The sequence below is a fragment of the Colwellia psychrerythraea genome (genome assembly GCF_000764225.1).
GTDB lineage: Bacteria > Pseudomonadota > Gammaproteobacteria > Enterobacterales > Alteromonadaceae > Colwellia > Colwellia psychrerythraea_D.
Genome location: NZ_JQED01000046.1, coordinates 67,562 through 86,554, shown reverse-complemented (window position 1 = coordinate 86,554; position 18,993 = coordinate 67,562). Strand labels below are relative to the sequence as shown.

19 protein-coding genes are annotated in these 18,993 nt (G+C 38.3%); 14 read left to right on the top strand and 5 right to left on the bottom strand.

Annotated features, from left to right (window positions below):
• The first annotated feature begins 283 nt into the window (after positions 1-283).
• Positions 284-1,543: a glycosyltransferase gene (locus tag ND2E_RS05065; protein WP_033095037.1), complete on the top strand. Its 1,260-nt coding sequence runs from the start codon at positions 284-286 to the stop codon at positions 1,541-1,543.
• 257 nt (positions 1,544-1,800) lie between these two features.
• Here the strand turns inward: ND2E_RS05065 and ND2E_RS05070 are convergent, their stop codons facing one another.
• On the bottom strand, positions 1,801-2,277 hold the full coding sequence (locus tag ND2E_RS05070; protein ID WP_033095036.1) for an acyl-CoA thioesterase: 477 nt from the start codon (positions 2,275-2,277) through the stop codon (positions 1,801-1,803).
• Positions 2,278-2,659: 382 nt separating this feature from the next.
• On the opposite strand from ND2E_RS05070, the gene ND2E_RS05075 reads away from it, so the two are divergent.
• The 4 genes from ND2E_RS05075 to sodX are packed head-to-tail and all read left to right on the top strand — an operon-like array spanning position 2,660 to position 4,141.
• Entirely contained in the window at positions 2,660-3,088 is a 429-nt protein-coding gene (locus ND2E_RS05075) for a hypothetical protein (RefSeq protein WP_052056840.1), read from the top strand.
• A 23-nt stretch (positions 3,089-3,111) separates the two neighbouring features.
• Positions 3,112-3,294 (top strand): hypothetical protein, encoded by a 183-nt coding sequence (locus ND2E_RS05080; protein WP_033095035.1) that lies wholly within the window; start codon positions 3,112-3,114, stop codon positions 3,292-3,294.
• Between the two features lie 26 nt (positions 3,295-3,320).
• On the top strand, positions 3,321-3,824 hold the full coding sequence (gene sodN / locus ND2E_RS05085; protein ID WP_033095034.1) for a superoxide dismutase, Ni: 504 nt from the start codon (positions 3,321-3,323) through the stop codon (positions 3,822-3,824).
• A 20-nt stretch (positions 3,825-3,844) separates the two neighbouring features.
• Positions 3,845-4,141 carry a nickel-type superoxide dismutase maturation protease gene (gene sodX, locus ND2E_RS05090; RefSeq protein ID WP_033095033.1) on the top strand — a complete coding sequence of 99 codons (297 nt, stop codon included), beginning with the start codon at positions 3,845-3,847 and terminating at the stop codon, positions 4,139-4,141.
• 67 nt (positions 4,142-4,208) lie between these two features.
• On the opposite strand, the gene ND2E_RS05095 is transcribed toward sodX, so the two are convergent.
• Positions 4,209-4,754: a DUF2780 domain-containing protein gene (locus ND2E_RS05095; protein WP_081962083.1), complete on the bottom strand. Its 546-nt coding sequence runs from the start codon at positions 4,752-4,754 to the stop codon at positions 4,209-4,211.
• A 682-nt stretch (positions 4,755-5,436) separates the two neighbouring features.
• Here ND2E_RS05095 and hemE point away from each other — a divergent pair.
• From hemE to ND2E_RS05115, 4 genes are all read left to right on the top strand, one after another.
• Positions 5,437-6,504 carry a uroporphyrinogen decarboxylase gene (hemE, locus tag ND2E_RS05100; protein WP_033095031.1) on the top strand — a complete coding sequence of 356 codons (1,068 nt, stop codon included), beginning with the start codon at positions 5,437-5,439 and terminating at the stop codon, positions 6,502-6,504.
• Between the two features lie 452 nt (positions 6,505-6,956).
• Positions 6,957-7,334 (top strand): GntR family transcriptional regulator, encoded by a 378-nt coding sequence (locus ND2E_RS05105; RefSeq protein ID WP_033095030.1) that lies wholly within the window; start codon positions 6,957-6,959, stop codon positions 7,332-7,334.
• A complete protein-coding gene (locus tag ND2E_RS05110; RefSeq protein WP_033095029.1) occupies positions 7,331-8,188 on the top strand; it encodes an ABC transporter ATP-binding protein in 858 nt (285 codons plus the stop codon). The genes ND2E_RS05105 and ND2E_RS05110 overlap by 4 nt, the downstream gene beginning before the upstream one ends.
• Positions 8,188-9,093 (top strand): hypothetical protein, encoded by a 906-nt coding sequence (locus ND2E_RS05115; protein WP_033095028.1) that lies wholly within the window; start codon positions 8,188-8,190, stop codon positions 9,091-9,093. Before ND2E_RS05110 ends, ND2E_RS05115 begins: the two co-directional genes overlap by 1 nt.
• A gap of 43 nt (positions 9,094-9,136) precedes the next feature.
• Here ND2E_RS05115 and ND2E_RS23160 read toward each other — a convergent pair whose 3' ends face one another.
• A complete protein-coding gene (locus ND2E_RS23160; protein WP_190277855.1) occupies positions 9,137-9,310 on the bottom strand; it encodes a hypothetical protein in 174 nt (57 codons plus the stop codon).
• A 118-nt stretch (positions 9,311-9,428) separates the two neighbouring features.
• Positions 9,429-9,758, bottom strand: a complete 330-nt coding sequence (metJ, locus tag ND2E_RS05120) for a met regulon transcriptional regulator MetJ (RefSeq protein WP_011041315.1) — start codon at positions 9,756-9,758, stop codon at positions 9,429-9,431.
• 386 nt (positions 9,759-10,144) lie between these two features.
• Here metJ and metB point away from each other — a divergent pair, with 386 nt between their 5' ends.
• From metB to ND2E_RS05140, 4 genes are all read left to right on the top strand, one after another.
• Complete coding sequence (gene metB / locus ND2E_RS05125) at positions 10,145-11,311, top strand: cystathionine gamma-synthase (protein WP_033095027.1); 1,167 nt, start codon at positions 10,145-10,147, stop codon at positions 11,309-11,311.
• A gap of 35 nt (positions 11,312-11,346) precedes the next feature.
• A complete protein-coding gene (locus ND2E_RS05130; RefSeq protein WP_033095026.1) occupies positions 11,347-13,893 on the top strand; it encodes a bifunctional aspartate kinase/homoserine dehydrogenase II in 2,547 nt (848 codons plus the stop codon).
• A gap of 204 nt (positions 13,894-14,097) precedes the next feature.
• A complete protein-coding gene (locus ND2E_RS05135; protein WP_033095025.1) occupies positions 14,098-15,477 on the top strand; it encodes a hypothetical protein in 1,380 nt (459 codons plus the stop codon).
• Between the two features lie 39 nt (positions 15,478-15,516).
• The gene (locus ND2E_RS05140) at positions 15,517-16,644 is read left to right on the top strand and encodes a DUF1624 domain-containing protein (RefSeq protein WP_033095024.1); all 1,128 of its coding nucleotides are present in this window, start codon (positions 15,517-15,519) and stop codon (positions 16,642-16,644) included.
• 4 nt (positions 16,645-16,648) lie between these two features.
• Here ND2E_RS05140 and argE read toward each other — a convergent pair whose 3' ends face one another.
• Positions 16,649-17,797, bottom strand: coding sequence for an acetylornithine deacetylase (gene argE, locus ND2E_RS05145; protein WP_033095099.1), 1,149 nt, complete (start codon positions 17,795-17,797; stop codon positions 16,649-16,651).
• Between the two features lie 121 nt (positions 17,798-17,918).
• Here argE and argC point away from each other — a divergent pair, with 121 nt between their 5' ends.
• Positions 17,919-18,974, top strand: a complete 1,056-nt coding sequence (gene argC / locus ND2E_RS05150) for an N-acetyl-gamma-glutamyl-phosphate reductase (RefSeq protein ID WP_052056838.1) — start codon at positions 17,919-17,921, stop codon at positions 18,972-18,974.
• Positions 18,975-18,993 lie beyond the last annotated feature (19 nt).

Below are 18,993 nucleotides of genomic sequence, written 5' to 3'. Positions count from 1 at the left end.
TCACTTATCTATAATCAATACTAGATAACAATATAAAGCCACCCGTAATCATTTACTGGTGGCTTTTTTGTTACTGCATTTGAATAATTATATTTAGCATTGGCCTTTATTATTTGCTTTATTAAATGTCAATTCAATTAGCTATGAGTATTGACTCAATGCGAGTAAATGTTCAAGAACAAGGCGCTTGATTGAGCAATAGTGTACTATTGTGATTGAAAGCAACGAAGTTATTGTCTATTTATGCCATTGAAAGTGAGTGTAATTGGTATAAAATACTTAAATGAAAAAACTTCTTATTATTGGCTATGTATGGCCTGAGCCTAATTCTTCAGCGGCAGGTAGCCGTATGATGCAGTTAATCCACTTTTTCCAAGCACAAAACTATCACATTACCTTTGCAAGCCCTGCACAACAAACCGAGCACATGGTTGACTTACCCGCTATAAATATTGATGTTAAAAATATCAGCCTCAATTGCACTAGTTTTGATGACTTCATTAAAGACCTACAACCTCATACAGTGATGTTTGATCGTTTTATGATGGAAGAGCAATTTGGTTGGCGTGTGAGTGAACAATGCCCACAAGCACTCCGGTTATTAGATACAGAAGATTTATTTTGTCTTCGTAATGCTCGCCACCAAGCTTATAAACTAAAGCGTGATATTACCGATGAGGACTTACTTACCAGTGACATGGCTAAGCGTGAAGTTGCTGCTATATTTCGATCTGACATCAGCTTAATGATTTCAAGTATCGAAGTGGAATTACTACAACGCTTGTTTAACGTTGATGCGAGCTTAATTCACTATTGTCCATTTATGTTAAGTCAAACTCAGTTAACACAAGAAAATCCGAGTTATCAACAGCGCGAAGATTTCATGGCGATTGGAAACTTTCGCCATGCGCCTAATTGGGACGCAGTATTGTGGCTAAAACAGCAAGTATGGCCACTTATTCGTAAACAATTGCCTAATACTAAACTCAATATTTATGGCGCGTACCCACCACCTAAAGCCACTGACTTGCATGATGAAAAATCAGGATTCTTGGTGAAAGGCTGGGTTGATGATGCTGAGCTTGTTATGAAAAGCGCAAAAGTGTGTTTAGCACCACTGCGCTTTGGCGCGGGTATTAAGGGCAAGCTGGCCGAAGCTATGTATTGCGCTACGCCATCAGTGACAACCGATATTGGTGCAGAAAGTATGCAAACTGGTTTACCTTGGGCTGGCGAAATAGCTAATGATCCACATGCCATTGCAAATGCTGCGGTTAAACTGTATCAAGATGAACAAGCTTGGCAAGTTAGCAGCGACTTAGGGCAACAAAATGCCAGGTTAATGTTTCAGCAAGATAATATCTTAAACGAATTAGCTGATTGTTTATCAAAGCTAGCAGCTAATCTTGAGCAACATAGACAAGCGAATTTTATTGGCAGTATGTTGAATCATCATCACCATAAAAGCACCCAATATATGTCACAGTGGATTGATGTGAAAACACAACTTAAAGTCGCTACTGCCCAGAGGGGCGAAGAATAACTCGCGTTTGAAGGCTAGGCAAAATGCTCGAGCCCCTTTAAAAGTTGTCCTTTTTCGGGCGAAAAATGATGTCTGAAATAAAGGGAGTTAGCAGGCTGGGTTAAAGCACCGTGCTGCTTTGCTAACGGGGATGTTCACAAGCCAGCGCTAAACAATATAACCGAACTTTGTTAGCGCAAAGCTCGGTTAGCTCAAGAATATATAGCCATCGATTAGTAATAAGTATTATGTTTTTTTTAAATAAAAGACTGCAGAAGCTAATCGACAAAGATTTGCATTTCTTCACCAATCTGTTTGCGCATTTCCATCAGTTTTATTGCTGAAGCATGTTGTTTCTTATCTGCTTCTGTTTGAGGATCCCATTGCGGTACACTCTCAGATTGACCATTTTGATCTACAGCGACCATGATAACAATACAGTGAGTAGTTAAACGACGGTTCAACGATTTAGGATCACAGGCGTTTACTTCTAATGCTATGTGTATTGATGAGTTGCCGGTGTAAATAACTTTGGCTTCTACTTCTACTAAACTACCGACATGGATCGGTGCTACAAAGCGAATACCACCTGCATAGGCGGTAACGCAGTAACGACCACTCCAACCTGCAGCACAAGCATATGCAGCTAAATCTATCCATTTCATTACAGCGCCACCATGCACTTTACCACCAAAATTTACATCTTGTGGTTCGGCTAAAAATCTTAAAGTTACGTCGCGTTGTGGTGCATTCATGAATGTGCTCTTTATCGTTAATGTGTTTAATTATGGGCTTCTTAAGAAGATTGTTCAAAATATATTGTTAGTTGTTAATTAGCAAATAATATCTGTCGGTAAATTTAACAATATGAGTATATGCGGGATAAAAAAATTATAATTTACTGATAATAATAGATATTCAATATCATAACTTATTTGTACATAAGTACAGACCAGTGCGACTTTATTTATTTTTAACTTATTACGCTTTTGGGCGCTAAATCAATTTAGCGAGGTTACCAAATATTTCGTTGATGAATCTTTATCTCAAGTCTATTACTTTTTTTACAAATGGCTACTTTACATAATAAGACAAGTTTAATAGAATGAGAATTATTATCATTTGTATTGGTGAGTTATGAAAGTTTGGCAATTACTACTAGTAAAGGGTAACGATAGCTTTAATAAGCAAGAACTGCCCCTGGCTGAGGATTACTACCACCAAGCCATTGAGTGTTTAGAACAGGAATGGCATGCCGACATTGAAAATAGCAACTTGCTTTTGGCATGGATTAGCGCTTTTCATAATTTAGCTGTTTTATATGAGGAACAAGGCCAACCCAAAATGGCATTTCGATATTTACAAATCCCCCACCAACGAATGACAGAGCTTTCGCAGCAGTCCCAATACAGTGATGATCTAAAATTTGTTGCATTACGTACCTTAAAAATGACGTTAATGCCTTTGATGGCGTTTAGTAAAAAGTACCCCGCGTGTGATGGCTGTTTGACATCGCTAAAGAAAATGGAAATGGATGTCAATGCAAGCCAACCGGTGATGCATTAAGTTCTTACTATGAGGATATTACGATGAAAAAAACTGTTGTTATTTTAGCTGGTTTGTCATGGTCACTGAGTAACCCATTGTTTGCACACCCAGGACATGATCATAGTGCTTCTGATTCTGGCTTAGTACACCTACTTTGGTTAGTGCCTGTTATTGTTGCCGCTGCTGTTGTGGTATTTAAAGAGATCACTGCTCCTAAAAGGTGAGTAGCGAATATAGGAAGGAGAAAATGATGCTTTACAATATTATTGCCAAATTGGATAAGAAACTCCACTTTCCAGTAGTTATGGCGCACTGCGACATTCCATGCAAAATTTATGATCCAATCAGTGCACAAATATCTGCACTGACCATTATTCGTATGGTTGATTTACTCAATGAATTAAAAGCCAAGCCGTCGCTCACCTTAGATGAGCAGGCACAGTTTTTAAGATTAGTTAATCAAAAAGAAAGCCATGGCATAAAAGTGAAAGAAGAAATAGCAGTGATATGGGGAGATTACATTAAAACGCCGCAACTATCGCAATACCCTGAACTACATAAATTAGTGCACAATATTATGTTAGCAAGTTCACAAGCCAAACAGCATATCAGTAGGGAATCTGCACAAGCGCTGTTAAAGCAAGTGAATCGTTTTGCAGAAATATTCTGGGCAACTAAGCAAGTCACAACATTCACAGCGACTTGTCCTTATCCACCAGCTGAGTCTGTTATCTATCCAAGCTTACAGGCTTAGTTATTTAAATGAGGAAAATTATGTTTGGTTTTCATTTTTGTAAAGTGACTGGGGTGAGCATGTCACCGCGAATACCTGAAAATAGTTATGTTTTTGTTGTACCTTGGCTGAAAATATTTAACTTAAAAGAAGGTAGTTTACTTAAGGTGTTTCATCCTCGATATGGTTTTATTGTTAAGTCATTAGCGCAAGTGGACAGAAATGGCTTGTTCTGGCTAAAAGGGCACCATAAAACGAGTGTGCCTATTGAGAAGCTAGGGCCTGTGGGGAAATCACAAATACAGGGTAAAGTGTTGTGGGTATTTCCACCCAAATAAATGAGCGTTTCAGTAAAGCGTTTATAGACAACAATTTTTGATTGTGGCAATAAACGCTATAGCATTATTATAAGAAGCTTAAACCTTTTTTTAAAGCTGATGCTGCTCCTTCATAGCCACTCTTGTCTAAATAGCTACTGAAGCTATTAACTAGGCTGGGTATTTGTTCAGTAGAAACGCCTAACTTATCAAAGGCTGATTTTAAGTAATCTAAGCTCTCAGCTTTTTTACCTGCTTCGCCAGCACTTGAAAATAAAGAGCTCATTGAAGACTTTGTTACTTTAGGCGCTTTATCTAGATAACTTTGTACATCAGGTACTGCTTTACTGATTAAAGAAAAGTTTTCAGAAGATAAGTTATCTTGCGCAACTTTAAGCAGTGAGCCAAAGCTCGCTGATACAGTCTCTTCAGATAAATTTAGCTGTTTCGCGGCATAACTGATCATTGCATTAGCTTGTATTGGTGCAGCTACATTTTTAGCTGCAGTTTTCAGCTGCTCGGATGAAGATTTAGTAATAGCGCCGAAGTCGATAGCAGTGGCTGAGTATGAGGTTAAGCCGGCTAAACTAGTTAGGGCAACTGAGGCTGATAGGCATATAATTGATAATTTCACGATTAACTCCATGTTAAAATTTTGTAATAAATTACTTTAACATGTTTTCTGAAGTTGTTTTGCGAAAGTATTTAGTGCTGCACAAATAAAAAGGCCTTTCTCAAAGAGAAAGGCCTGAAATGCTCGCATATTGGTCTTGTTACCAAGCTTCTTATTATTAATTTATTAGCTACTATTTTTTATTATTTTTAGTTTGAGCTATTTTTTGTTTTCTTTCTGTTTTTGTTTTTATTTTTTGTTTTTATTATTGTTTTTCTGTAGCGCAGGCATTTTATACCAAAGCCTTTTTACCATCGCAACAACTTTAGTAGAGCATAAACTCGACGATACCTTTCGTAGTAGGGGTGTTCAACAGACAAAAACGGCTAACCTATTGATTCAAAATTCATTGATGAAAATCAAGTATAAATTAACGTGTCAAAAAAAAAGTTATATAAATTGAACTTTTATATTTTGGTGGGGAGTTATTATTGATTCAGTGGCCGTTTATTTTTCAGGAGTCTTGATTTAGCGCATAGATCAAAAGGCTGGTCGATGCTAAACTGCGCAGCATAAAACGATTAACGAGACGCTTTGAAAATAGCGGTCGTTAAATCACTAAATTAAATGAGTTATGGTGACGTGATTACGAATATGTAATTTGTCTGAGTGACTATAAAGCAAAAGATAAGAGGAACTATTGGTGACAGAATTAAAAAATGATACCTATTTACGTGCGCTATTAAAGCAACCAGTAGATTACACGCCGGTATGGATGATGCGTCAAGCAGGCCGTTATTTACCTGAGTATCGTGAAGTACGTAAAAATGCCGGTGATTTCATGTCGGTATGTAAAAATGCCGAACTGGCTTGTGAAGTAACTATCCAACCATTACGCCGTTTTCCATTAGATGCTGCTATTTTATTTAGTGATATTTTGACTATTCCTGATGCAATGGGTTTAGGGTTATATTTCGAAACAGGTGAGGGGCCCAAATTTGAGCGTCCTATTACCTGTAAAGCCGATGTTGATAAAATTGCGGTACCTGATCCAGAAGATGAGTTAGGTTATGTAATGAATGCTGTGCGAACTATTCGCAAAGAACTGAAAGGCGAAGTTCCGCTTATTGGCTTTTCAGGTAGTCCTTGGACACTTGCAACCTACATGATTGAAGGCGGTAGCTCTAAAGGTTTTACAAAAATCAAAAAAATGATGTTTGCTGAGCCACAAACCTTACATTTATTACTTGATAAGTTAGCTGACTCAGTTATTAGCTATTTAAATGCACAAATTGCAGCAGGCGCACAATCTGTGATGGTATTTGATACTTGGGGTGGCGTGTTATCTCCGCGTGACTATAACGAGTTCTCATTACAATATATGGCGAAAATCGTTGATGGTTTAACGCGTCATAATGAAGGCCGCCAAGTGCCTGTGACTTTATTCACTAAAAATGGTGGTATGTGGTTAGAATCTATTGCGGCAACGGGCTGTGATGCGGTTGGTCTTGATTGGACTATCGATATTGAAAATGCCAAAGCACGTGTTGGTGATAAAGTTGCACTTCAAGGCAATATGGACCCGTCAATGTTATATGCGCCATTGCCACGTATCGAACAAGAAGTTACTAAAATATTAGCTGGCTTTGGTGAAGGCGGTACCGGTCATGTATTTAATTTAGGCCATGGTATACATCCAGATGTGAACCCTGAGCATGCAGGTCATTTCATTGAGTCTGTGCATCGTTTAAGTAAGCCTTATCATAAGTAATCTTTAACTGACTTGTTTAGTTATTGCGGGAACAGATTACCCCAGGTTATATTATAAAATCGAAACCGTGGTTAATTTACTTAGAGTAAGTTGACCACGGTTTTTTTACTTATATTCATTGTAAAAATGAATATCTTTTTGTAAATCACTTTTCTATTACTCCATATTATCGAATTTTCTTGCTCAAAAGGGTGTGTTGCCCATATTTATTATAGCCGAGCTACTCAAAAGCTTTTGATTCACTTTAGCAGACATACTTTGTTACATTGATATTCCTTCAATATTAAAATTTTATTAAGTATTATATATCAATGATTTATGTGTTTTTTTTCTCTATTAATGCTCTGCAATGTGAAAGATAATGAAACATTAAAAACCAACTGTCCTTGTGTTTTGGTGTGCTGGTGATGTATAACACTATTATCTTTTTGGTATACTTCAAGGAATAGGGCATGACACCTCAATGGGATCCTGAAAAACCGATATATCTCCAGCTGTATCAGCAAGTCGTTACACGAATTTTAGATGGCTATATCAAGGAAGGAGAAGCTTTACCCTCGGTAAGGAAAGTAGCAGCTGAATATCAGCTTAATCCAATGACTATTTCAAAGGCGTATCAAATGTTACAGGACGAACAGATCGTAGAAAAACACCGTGGTAAAGGTTTATTCGTAATGCCAGGAGCGCAAGAGCTAATGCTCGATAGAGAGCGTGAGAGCTTTTTGTCACATCAGTGGCCAGCAATTTTATCGCAAATTTCACGGTTAAAGCTGTCAGCAGAGCAGTTACTGTCAGAGAGGACTAACCGTTCAATGGAGGGCGAAGTATGAGTGCACTCATTTCAATTACTGATTTAAATAAATCTTATGGCAGTAAAAAAGTATTATCTGGAGTTAATTTATCGTTAAAAGCTGGACAAATTGTTGGTTTAGTTGGGCCAAATGGTGCAGGTAAAACAACCTGTTTACAAGCGGTATTAGGCTTAACGGATTATGAAGGAGATATCAGTGTTTTAGGGCATCACCCAAGAAAAGATCGAGTGGTCATGCTTAAGGATGTTGCTTATATCGCTGATGTTGCAATTTTGCCTAAATGGTTAAAAGTTTCACAAGCATTAAGTTATATGAATGATATTCATGAAAACTTTGATCTTGAAAAAGCACAAGCTTTTCTTGCTAAAACGAACATAGCTAATAACGATAAAGTTAAAGCGTTATCTAAAGGCATGGTGGCGCAATTACATTTAGCACTAATACTGGCCATTGATGCAAAAGTGTTAATTTTAGATGAGCCTACTTTAGGATTGGATATATTAACTCGCCGTCAGTTTTACACTCACTTATTAGAAGACTTTTACACTGAAGATAAGTGTATCGTTGTGACGACTCATCAAATTGAAGAGATAGAACATATCTTAACGGATGTTGCCTTTATTCAGCAGGGTAAAATCGTGCTAGCGCAAAGTACGGATGATATAAAAGAGCGCTTTAAACTGGTTTCGGTAACTAACGAACAAGTGCCGCAAGCCGATAAGTTACAGCCGTTGTTTAAAAATAGCATGATGGGCTTAACGACCATGTTATTTGATAGTCAGGATAAAGAAACATTACAAGGCTTAGGAAAAGTTACTGTGCCTAGCTTGGCTGATGTTTTTGTTGGTGTGATGAATAAGGAGACTTGTTAATGAATACAACAATAATGAAGGCCTCAATTAAAAAAGAGTTGTGGGAATTTAATGGCATGTTGAAATGGGTGCCTATTAGCTTAGCTGGTGTGTTTATTTTTATTCCGTTGCTTAGCTTATTGCTTAATGGCGTTGAATTCTCAGCGTGGTTAGCAGGGTTAAAGCACTTGAGTGAATCACAAGATTTTGCAGGCTTAGCCAAGGTGTTTTTTGTGGCTACATCAGCATTATTCATCCCGTTTGTTTTAGTGGGCTTTTTGGTGCAATTACATTACTTTGTCAATTGTTTGTATGACGAAAGACGAGATTTGTCTGTTATGTTCTGGCGCTCGCTGCCAGTGTCAGATGAAGTGACCATTACCAGTAAGTTATTAACTGGCGCTATCATCATTCCAGCTATCTTTTACTCGGCTGCGACTCTGTTGTTTGTTATTGGATTGGTATTGGCCTTTATCTGCTCGGTGATATTATCGATTGGCTTCGATATTTCCCTGTGGGCGATATGGTCCAGTGCACAAATAATGAGTGCTTTAGGCTCTATTTGGCTCACACTAATACCGGTAGCAATATGGCTGTTGCCTTTGTATGCTTGGCTAATGTTAACGTCTATTTATGCGAAGAAAGCGCCTTTTTTATGGGCAATATTACCGATTGTTGCTTTAGTTATTATTGAGGCTATTGTGGTACATTATTTACAGCTATCCCAGCCTTTCTTTGGCCACTTTATTAGTGATTACTTTTCGTTGGCACCAGAGAAGCTAGTCTCTAGTCCAACAGAGATAAGCTCGTCACGATGGGCGCTATTAAAGGCTGTCATTGCACAAATAGATTATCGAACGGTGTTAGTATCAGCGGGACTCTTATTTGCTACCTATTGGATTCGAGTAAATAAACAAGAGTCTTAAATTTAATTGCCATAAAAAGCCATGTAATAAGCAATGCCAATATTTATATATTGGCATTTTTATTGGTAAATAACTTTATTTCGACCGGAGTTCTTAGCTTGATATAATGCTTTGTCTGCTCGAGAAAAAATTCATCAAGGGTCTTGTCATTGGCAATGAGGATTGAAATGTCTATGCTCACAGAAAGCTTTATCTCTCCCTGATAATCACCCGTCATTTGTAACTTACTTTGTTCTTCTTTTATACGTTCGGTAAAGGCCTTTATTTAATACAACAGGCAATAAAAAAGGCACTTAAATAAGTACCTTTTGTCATGTTTAGTTCACAATCTAACGTTATTCATCTTCAACTTCGTAAGCACTAAAGTCAGTTATTCCCTTCGCTTCAAGCAAGCGCCTAACACTAGCAGGCAGCTTTTCATTGTTATCTTTTGCTAAATCTTCATCATCAGGCAATGGCTGTCCAGTAAATGCATGTAAGAATGCTTCACATAACAATTCACTGTTTGTAGCATGGCGAAGGTTATTTACTTGGCGTCTAGTACGTTCATCAGTCAACACTTTTAAGACGCGCAAAGGAATAGAAACGGTAATTTTCTTTACTTGCTCGCTCTTTTTACCGTGTTCGGCATAGGGATTAATATACTCTTCATTCCACTGAGCCATGGATCTTCCTCTGTCTTGTTATAATACCAAACGGCAAGTTTAAAAGCTTTATAAGTGGCGTTATTGCTTTTGACAAGGGAATACCATTCTCTTTAATCATTGCCTTGCCTCTAAGCCTTTTAATCATTGCTAAAATTGCAATAAACTAGTCCGGTTGGTATAGCGTATTCTAAAATGTAATAGTATAGATTTTACCTGTTGCAAAAAAGCAGTCAAGTAGAAGTTTAGAAGTCTAAAATTACTTGACCCTATTAATGAAAGTGTTTAGAGTTATAGACGTCCAAACATCTAAACGCTGATGTTGTTATATATCGGCGCTATAACTGATAAACATACCAATTAAACCCTGCGTATGAGCACTTAGCTTAATTAATGGAGAGAACTAAATGTCGATTACTAAAAAAGGTAATATTACCACTTCGGCAGTGAGAGCCGGTATTAATACCGACCAGCAGCATGGTGCTGTGGTTGCTCCAATTTACTTATCCAGTACCTATTCATTAAAAGGTTTTAATAAGAAACGCCAATTTGATTATTCACGTACAGGTAATCCATCGCGTGCCACTTTTGCTGGAACAATTGCTGAGTTAGAGCAAGGCAGTGTAGGTATTGTTACCAGTACTGGTATGGCAGCAGTGCATTTAATCTGTCAGCTATTGTCCACTGAAGATACCGTTGTCATTCCACATGATTGTTATGGCGGTAGTTTCAGACTATTTACCCATTTAGCTAAGCGTGGTCAATTTAAGCTTATTGTTGTCGATCAAAATGATCAACAAGCGCTAGATAATGCGTTACTACATAAGCCAAAATTAGTGTTGCTTGAGAGCCCAAGCAATCCTTTATTACGTTTGGTTGATATTGAAGAAGTAACAAAAGCTTGTCACGCCGTGGGTGCGTTAGTTGCGGTAGATAACACCTTTTTATCTCCAGCACTGCAACAACCTTTAACTTTAGGCGCAGATATCGTTTTTCACTCAACGACAAAGTACATTAATGGTCATAGTGATGTGGTTGGTGGTGTTGTTGTTGCTAAAACTGAGGAGCTAGGCGAACAATTAGCCTGGTGGGCGAATTGTATTGGCATTACAGGTAGTGCCTTTGATAGTTTCTTAGCATTACGAGGTTTAAAAACCTTGCCGGTGAGAATGAAGCAACATCAGGAAAATGCAATACAGGTAGCTGAATTTCTAAAAAATCATGATGCGATTAGTGCTGTTTATTTTCCTGGTTTTCCTGAGCATGCTGGTCATCACATTGCCAAGAAGCAACAATATGGCTACGGTGCTATGTTAAGCTTTGAAATTAAAGGTGGCGTTGAAGCTGTAGAGAAATTATTTGAAAACCTTGCGTTGTTTACTTTGGCACAATCGTTAGGTGGAGTTGAAAGCCTTATTAGCCACCCATCAACCATGACACATGCGGGGATGACAATACCAGATCAGCTAGAGGCGGGGATCACCCAATCTTTAATACGTATTTCGGTCGGTATTGAAGATATCGATGATATTTTAGCTGATTTAGCACATGGTTTAACGCAAAGCCAACGGTAATAAGAAGATTAATAGAGTCATTAGCAGGCAAAGAAATGAAACAAGAGAATACTACCTTAAAAAATGCCAACGAAAATAAAGCATCGTTCAGTAACGAAAATGTGGAACATGATCTTGTGACTGAATTTGCTACAGAAAATAAATTGGCTAAACATGCCATCCAAGTTCATAAATTTGGTGGTAGTTCATTAGCAACACCTAAATGCATTAACCGCGCACTTGAGATTATCCGAGAAAATTGTCAACTAAATGATATTGTGGTGGTTTCGGCTAATGGCAAAACAACAGACCGTTTATTTGCTCTGTACTCCCTAGTCGAAGAGACAATGGTAGAGCAGGCCATACAACACAGTGATGAATTAACGCAGGCAATTGACGATTTAGCGCAAGAGCAAGCTACACTTATTACTGAATTATTAAATGCAAATAATACCAAACAATTATTACTTAGGTTGAATAAGGACATTGCGCAACTTACGACTTGGTTATCTGGTGATATAGTTCAACATCATAATGATATTTTGGCCTTAGGTGAGGTGTGGTCAGCAAGATTACTGTCAGCTTTACTTAATGAGCAAGTTTGCCCAAGTAATAGTATAGATTCTCGTGATTTTCTTGTTATCGACAATGAACAAAGCTGTGTTGTCGATACTGCGCTAAGCACTGTGCAATTAAGAGAAAGGCGTCAGTTTGGAAAGTTAGCAGTTATTACCGGTTATATTAGTAAAGATTCTCGTGGTAAAAGTTGTACCTTAGGCCGCAACGGTAGCGATTATTCTGCGACTATTATCGCCTCTTTAGTTGCCGCCGGAAATGTGACCTTATGGACAGATGTTGACGGCATATACAGTGCCGATCCTCGCGTTGTGCCAAGCGCGAGAAAATTGCATCGTTTACCTAATGGCGTTGCGAAAGAGTTAGGCCGATTAGGAAACCCTGTTCTGCATGCTAAAACTTTGTTGCCATTGATTAACCCATTAAGTGAACATCATACTCATTTACATGTAGCGAGTAGTTTTGATGCACAAGTTATTGGTACTGAAATTGGTAAATTTGGTCAAATTGCCAAGCAAGAGCTATCTGTAACCTACCTGAATGATTTATTGCTTGCGCAATCGGTGAGTTTTATAGGTGAAGCTGCAGCTAGAGCGAAAGCTGAATTTTCCCCTATCTGTATAGATGACCAAAAAGGTTTTATGGTTATCACTCAGGGACAACAAAAAGCATTAAGTGATTGGCTAGCGAGTCATGATGTTGAGATTAGTTTTAAACCGGTCGCTATCATTGCAACCGTTGGCCATCGCGTGGCAGAACGTGGCGACATCAGAGCTCGATTTAAACGATCGTTAAAAGCCGCTAAACCATTAAATTTAGTGGGTAGTGATAATAACCATAGTGTAATTGCTATTTTACCTGACCCTTGCTCTATCGAACTGCTAAACACAGTTCATCATGAGATGACTAAAGATGCTCGTCATATTGGTTTAGTTGTTGCTGGTATGGGTAATATCGGCGAACGATTTTTAGAATTATTACCTGCACAGCTGAATAAGGTATATGCGTTAGAGAATTTACATTTAGTTGGCTTACTTTCCTCGAAAAAAGCCTTGATAAACAATGATGGTATTGATGTAAACCAAGCGACATCATTGTTTGCTCAAGAAGCCCAGAGCTATGATCACGAACAGCTTCTTTCGTGGTTGACACAAAACCCATACGATGAATTAATTGTGGTTGATATCACGCCCAGTGAAGACTTTAGTTTATTGTATGAACAGATTTTTTCTTTAGGTGTGCATGTCATCGGTGCAAATAAGTGGGCGGCTTCAAGTAGTACCGCTCATTATAATAACTTGGTCAACACAGCAGACAGTCATAATAGTTTATGGTTAGGCAATACTACGGTCGGTGCTGGTTTACCAATCAACTATGCTATTGATGATCTTCTTCAAAGTGGTGATAGCATCAGCGAACTATCAGGTATTTTTTCAGGTACGCTATCTTGGTTATTTGAAACATATGATGGTAGCTCAAAATTTTCAGAGCTTTTATTAAATGCTCTGGCCCAAGGTATTACCGAGCCCGATCCGCGAGAAGATTTATCAGGAAGAGATGTACAGCGTAAATTGCTCATATTAGCGCGTAAAGCGGGCTTTGAATTAGCTCTAGAAGATATTGATTGTCAAAATTTAGTGCCAGAGGCGTTGCAAAAGTTATCAACGAATGACTTCTTAGCTAGAGCTAATGAGCTAGATGAGTATTTTGCTACCGCACTTACTGAAGCGAACAGTAAGGATGCTTGCATTCGTTATGTCGCTCGTTTTCAGCATAATGAAAAAACAGGTATTAGTGCGAAAGTCAGTTTAGAAGTTTTGCCACAAGGTGATGCATTTGCCAACCTAACACCCTGTGACAATATTTTCCAAATCAGCAGTCAGTGGTATCAAGATAACCCACTGATTATTCGTGGCCCAGGGGCTGGTCGTGACGTAACGGCAGGCGGCTTACATTCGGACCTTGTTAAGATTTGTCAGCAACTTGCCCATAAACAGAGCCAAGTGAAAATAAAGGGTATTAATTAAGCAATTATAAGTGGCAACAGCGTTGAAAAGTACAATGTTGTATACCATTCATTCAGTGTTTATCCTCAAAAATAAACTGTTATTACCTTGATTCATAATGTTAATCAAATCATTGTGAATCAAGGTGATAGTCCCCTCGCTAACGGTTGCTTTTAGTAATCATTCCTAGCATGATAGATATTATTTTTTTACTCTAGCGGTGCAATGGCTAAAGATACCCCCCATCAAACACATTACACACGACAAATTCATCATTTGTTAGCTCAAGTTTACGGACGAAGTACGGTTAAGGATTCTTTATTAGATCGCGCTATCGGATACTTTGAACAAGAAGAGTTTACCCCTTCTGAAGAGAAAACCTCCTCGGAAGAGTCTCAGTTAAAGTTAATGGAACGTACTGAACGCCATGCAAATTTACTGGCTATTGCACTTACCATTATTGAACTGGCAGAGGGAGATATTTATACAGAAAATAATCGGAAATCAGCGCAATTTCTTGGAACCATTCAGTTATTAAGCCCGACTGAAGGCAAGCGTGTTGCTAAAAGTAATGAACAGAGTAAGTCTATTTATAAAGCATTATTATGCTTACGATTGCTGGATCGCTTGATTATTGATGGTCAGGTGCGCGAACCATATATTAATAAGTTTCTAACTGATATATCTACCGAACAATTTATAATTTTTGCTAAACATGATGCAGATAAATACCAACGTTTCGTTGAGCAGGTAAAAGTGCCATTGGTTATGGCGGCGTTATTACAAGATATTGGTAACTACCACCCAAAAGCGCAAACAATTTTGTTAGGTGAGGAAGGGGAGTTAGACCCTTTTCGTACCTTAGAAATTAAGCAGAGAAAAGAACTACTGCAAATCAATTATCGCGAAACTATTAAGTATCTAACTGAAGGTATTGGCATTCCTACTTTTGTTGGCAATACGAAAAAAGAACGGGAACAGTTTTTCGTCGATGAAAAAGATAAATTATCATTTATTAAACAATTACTGAAAAGTAGCGTTAATCCGAAAAATACCATTGGTAATATACTCAAAGTACCACAGATATATACCTCAATAATTTTATCAACCAAATCAAGTTATAACTACAAGCTATTACCAAAGGTTTTTCAAGTGTTAAATAAAAATGCTGAAATTGGCGCTTGTGCACAAAACGTTGTTGATGCCTTGTATAAAATTACCGGTATGTTCCCACAAGGTTTTGGTATTGTTTACATGCCGTTAGGAGAGCTCTGGGGGCAAGGGGACTGTTATGAATACGCCATTGTAAATAGGCTATACCCCAAAAATCCTGAGCAGCCTAATTGCCGCATGGCAACGAGACAATTAACGTACATTGGTTATGGTCAAAATTGTGTAGTTAAAAATTCGAGTAATTTATATTTCACTCAAACAGCGAAGAAGCTGGCAACCTTGAGTAAAGAACGCTTGAATGAAATATTAGAGTTACTTAGTTCAAACTCTCAAGAGAGGCAAAAGTTAGACTTATTACCTCGTTGTTGGCATGCTAATGAATACTTCTCGATCAAGGCCAATCAAAATCTGTGGAATAACATTGAGACATAGTACTTTGACTTAACGTGATTTACATAAGGATATGAAAGAATGACAAATAAAGTAAAAAGTAAGCGTATTGCGGCAATTGATTGGATGCGCGGTTTTGTCATGATTATTATGGTACTTGATCATGTATCGATGGCTTATAACAAAGAGCATTTATCGACTGACTCTGCCGCCAGTTATATCGTAGGTTCACCGCTCCCTGCATTCGAATTCTTTACCCGCTGGATAAGTCATATTTGCGCACCGGTATTTGTCTTTCTTGCTGGCACCGCTTTAGCTATCAGTGTTGAACGAAAACTCTCCCGAGGTTTCGATAGCAAAGCTATTGATAGAGATATTTTGCTTCGTGGTGCTTTTATAGCGTTACTCGATCCTACAATTACATCATTCTTCTCAGGGAAGCTTATTTTTCAAGTACTTTATGCAATAGGTCTTGCCATGATGTGTATGGCTTTCTTTCGACGTTTATCGAGTACACAGCTGCTAATTATTGCCATGGCATGGATTTTAGGTGGTGAATTAGTCACTGCCCAATTCTGGTTTGCTGGTGGGCAAGAGCAATCAATCATTGTTGCTTTGTTGATCGGTAAGTATTCTTCAGCAGATTTAAGTATTTCTTACGCATTAATACCTTGGTTGTCTGTGATGATTTTGGGGTGGGTTTTTGGCCGCTATATTCTAGAGTATGGTGACGGGAAAGTTACCATGAGCCCTGCCAAATTACTTTTTAGTTTAGGCTTTACCGCCTTGACGGCTTTTGTTGCTATACGCTATTTGAATGATTACGGTAATATGTTCTTATTCAAAGAAGATAATAGTTGGCAACAATGGTTGCATGTTAGCAAGTACCCACCATCGGCGAGCTTTATCATGCTTGAGTTAGGACTCATGGCAGTCATTTTAGCGTTAATGATTAAAATAGAGCAGAGAATAGGTGTTCGCCCTAATGGTATTTTCCTTGTTTTTGGCCAAACCTCGATGATGTTTTACCTGGTGCATCGTATCTTCTTAACGGGAACTGCCACCTATGGAGGGTTGAGCGATTTTACTAACCTGACAAATACCTATATTATTACCGGTGTATTATTGCTGATGCTCTACCCATTTTGCCTGTGGTATCGAAGCTTTAAAGGAAAGCACCCAGACTCTATTTGGTTGAAGTATTTATAAAGTACTACAAACAATAATGCTGGATCATCTTAGTTAACAGTCGCTCAGTTTTATCAATTTCACTATGTGCTAAAAATTCATTAGGTTGGTGGGCTTGATCTATTGAACCCGGGCCTAACACTATGGTTTGACAGCCAAGTTGCTGAATGTAGGGAGCTTCTGTGGCGTAATTAACAGCACAACAACTATGCCCACTAATCTCTTGAGCAATGTCGATCAATGTACTGGGTTTCTTTTGCTCAAAGCTTGGTGAGCTTGGGTGCATCTCTTTAAAACTGATTCTTCCAGGATAAAGCTCTGCTAGTGGTTTAAGTGCCTCACTTAACCAATTGAGCAATTCATCATCACTCATGCCCGGTAGTGAGCGTAAATCGATATCTAAATGACAATGACCACAAATTCTATTAGCGTTATCTCCACCTGAAATGGCGCCGAAGTTCAACGTTGGTGCTGGTACATCAAATGCTTGGTTTTCATAATTCAGTTGAAACTTTTCTTTGAGTTCTATTAACTGGCCAATTACCTTATGCATTATCTCTATGGCATTTATACCTAAATTTGGTTTACTTGAGTGACCAGATTTACCCTCGACACTAATTCGGTGCGACATGTGACCTTTATGCATAACTACAGGCACTAAGTTAGTTGGTTCACCAATAATAGCTACATCAGGTTTTATTGTTTGGCTTTTAGCAAAAAAACGTGCCCCTGCCATAGTGGTTTCTTCGTCAGCAGTAGCAAGAATATATAAAGGTTTTTTCAGTTGCTTTGCCGTTATGTTTTTACAAACTTGTAAAATAAAAGCGAAAAAACCTTTCATATCACAAGTACCTAAACCAAAGAATTTATCGTCTTGACTTACGACCGTATGAGGGTTTGATTGCCAGCGGTTCTCATCAAAGGGAACAGTGTCACTATGGCCTGCTAGTAATAAACCACCTTTACCACTCCCTAATTTGGCCAGTAAATTAAATTTATTACTGGTATCAGGTACTGCTTGAATTTCAATATTAAAACCGAGCTGCTCAAACCAAGTTGCTAAGAGTTGAATCACCTCTTTATTACCCTGATCCCAACTTGCTTGTGTAGAGCTGATCGATGGACAGGCGATTAACTGGCTTAAACTTTGACTGAAATTAGGCAGTTGTGACATATAGAACCTATTAATTGAATATTTACTTAAATAGTTATGCTGAATAGTTGCATAACTACCCATGCAGTGTTACTTTATATTACTAGTGTAAATAACATGCTTTCATAAGGCTACTTCAAAAATGACAAAGGCTATATTAGATTCGAATAACAGTGTGCAAAAAGTTGCAATTATAGGTGCAAGTGGCTATGCCGGCGCGGAGCTTGTAGGCTTATTATGCAAGCATGAACAAGCACAAATTAGTCATTTAGTTGTTTCTGAAAACAGTAGTTCAGAAGGTAAACTATTTAGTGAATTGCATGGCCGATATCAAGGGGTTTGTGATCTACCTTTAGAAGCCTTTTCAGCCACTTGGTTTGATGAATATGCGGCAGATTTAGATGTTGTATTTTTTGCCACACCGCATGAATTCAGTGCTGATTGGGCACAAGCATTCGTTGAGGCAGGGGTTAAAGTATTCGACCTTTCGGGTGGATTTAGACTAAAAGATGCTGATGATTACCCTAAGTACTATGGTTTTGAGCATGCTAATATCGATGCTTTAGCTTCGGCTAAATATGGTTTAGCTGAATGGCAACAAGATGATATTACTAGTACAAATTTGGTTGCTGTTCCTGGTTGTTATCCGACGGCAAGTTTACTTTGTCTAAAGCCGCTGACCTATAACAATTTAGTGGTAGAAAATTCATTGGTTGTGGTTAATGGTATCAGTGGAGTAAGCGGCGCAGGACGAAATGCCTCACTCGCGACCAACTTCAATGAAGTGAGTTTAAAAGCCTATAACGTATTACAACACAGACATCAGCCAGAAATATCACAAGAGGCTGCGATAAATGTTATTTTTAATCCACATTTAGCGCCATATAAAAGAGGGCTTTTAGCAACGGTTACGTTGCAACTCAATGCTGGAGTAACAAACGCGCAAGTTGAGCAGGTTTTTCAACAGGCATATGCTGATAAACCTTTAGTTAGGTTAGTGGCAAGTTGGCCAGAAATTGGCAATGTTGCTCATACACCTTTTGCTGATGTGCACTGGCAGTTTGATGAAGAGAAGCAAGTGGTAGTGGTGAGTTGTGCGATAGATAACTTACTAAAAGGTGCTGCTTCACAAGCGGTGCAATGTTTTAATATCTCACTTGGTTTGGCCAGTGAGTATTCATTAATCAGTGCTTGTTAAGCAAAAGATAGATAAGTAA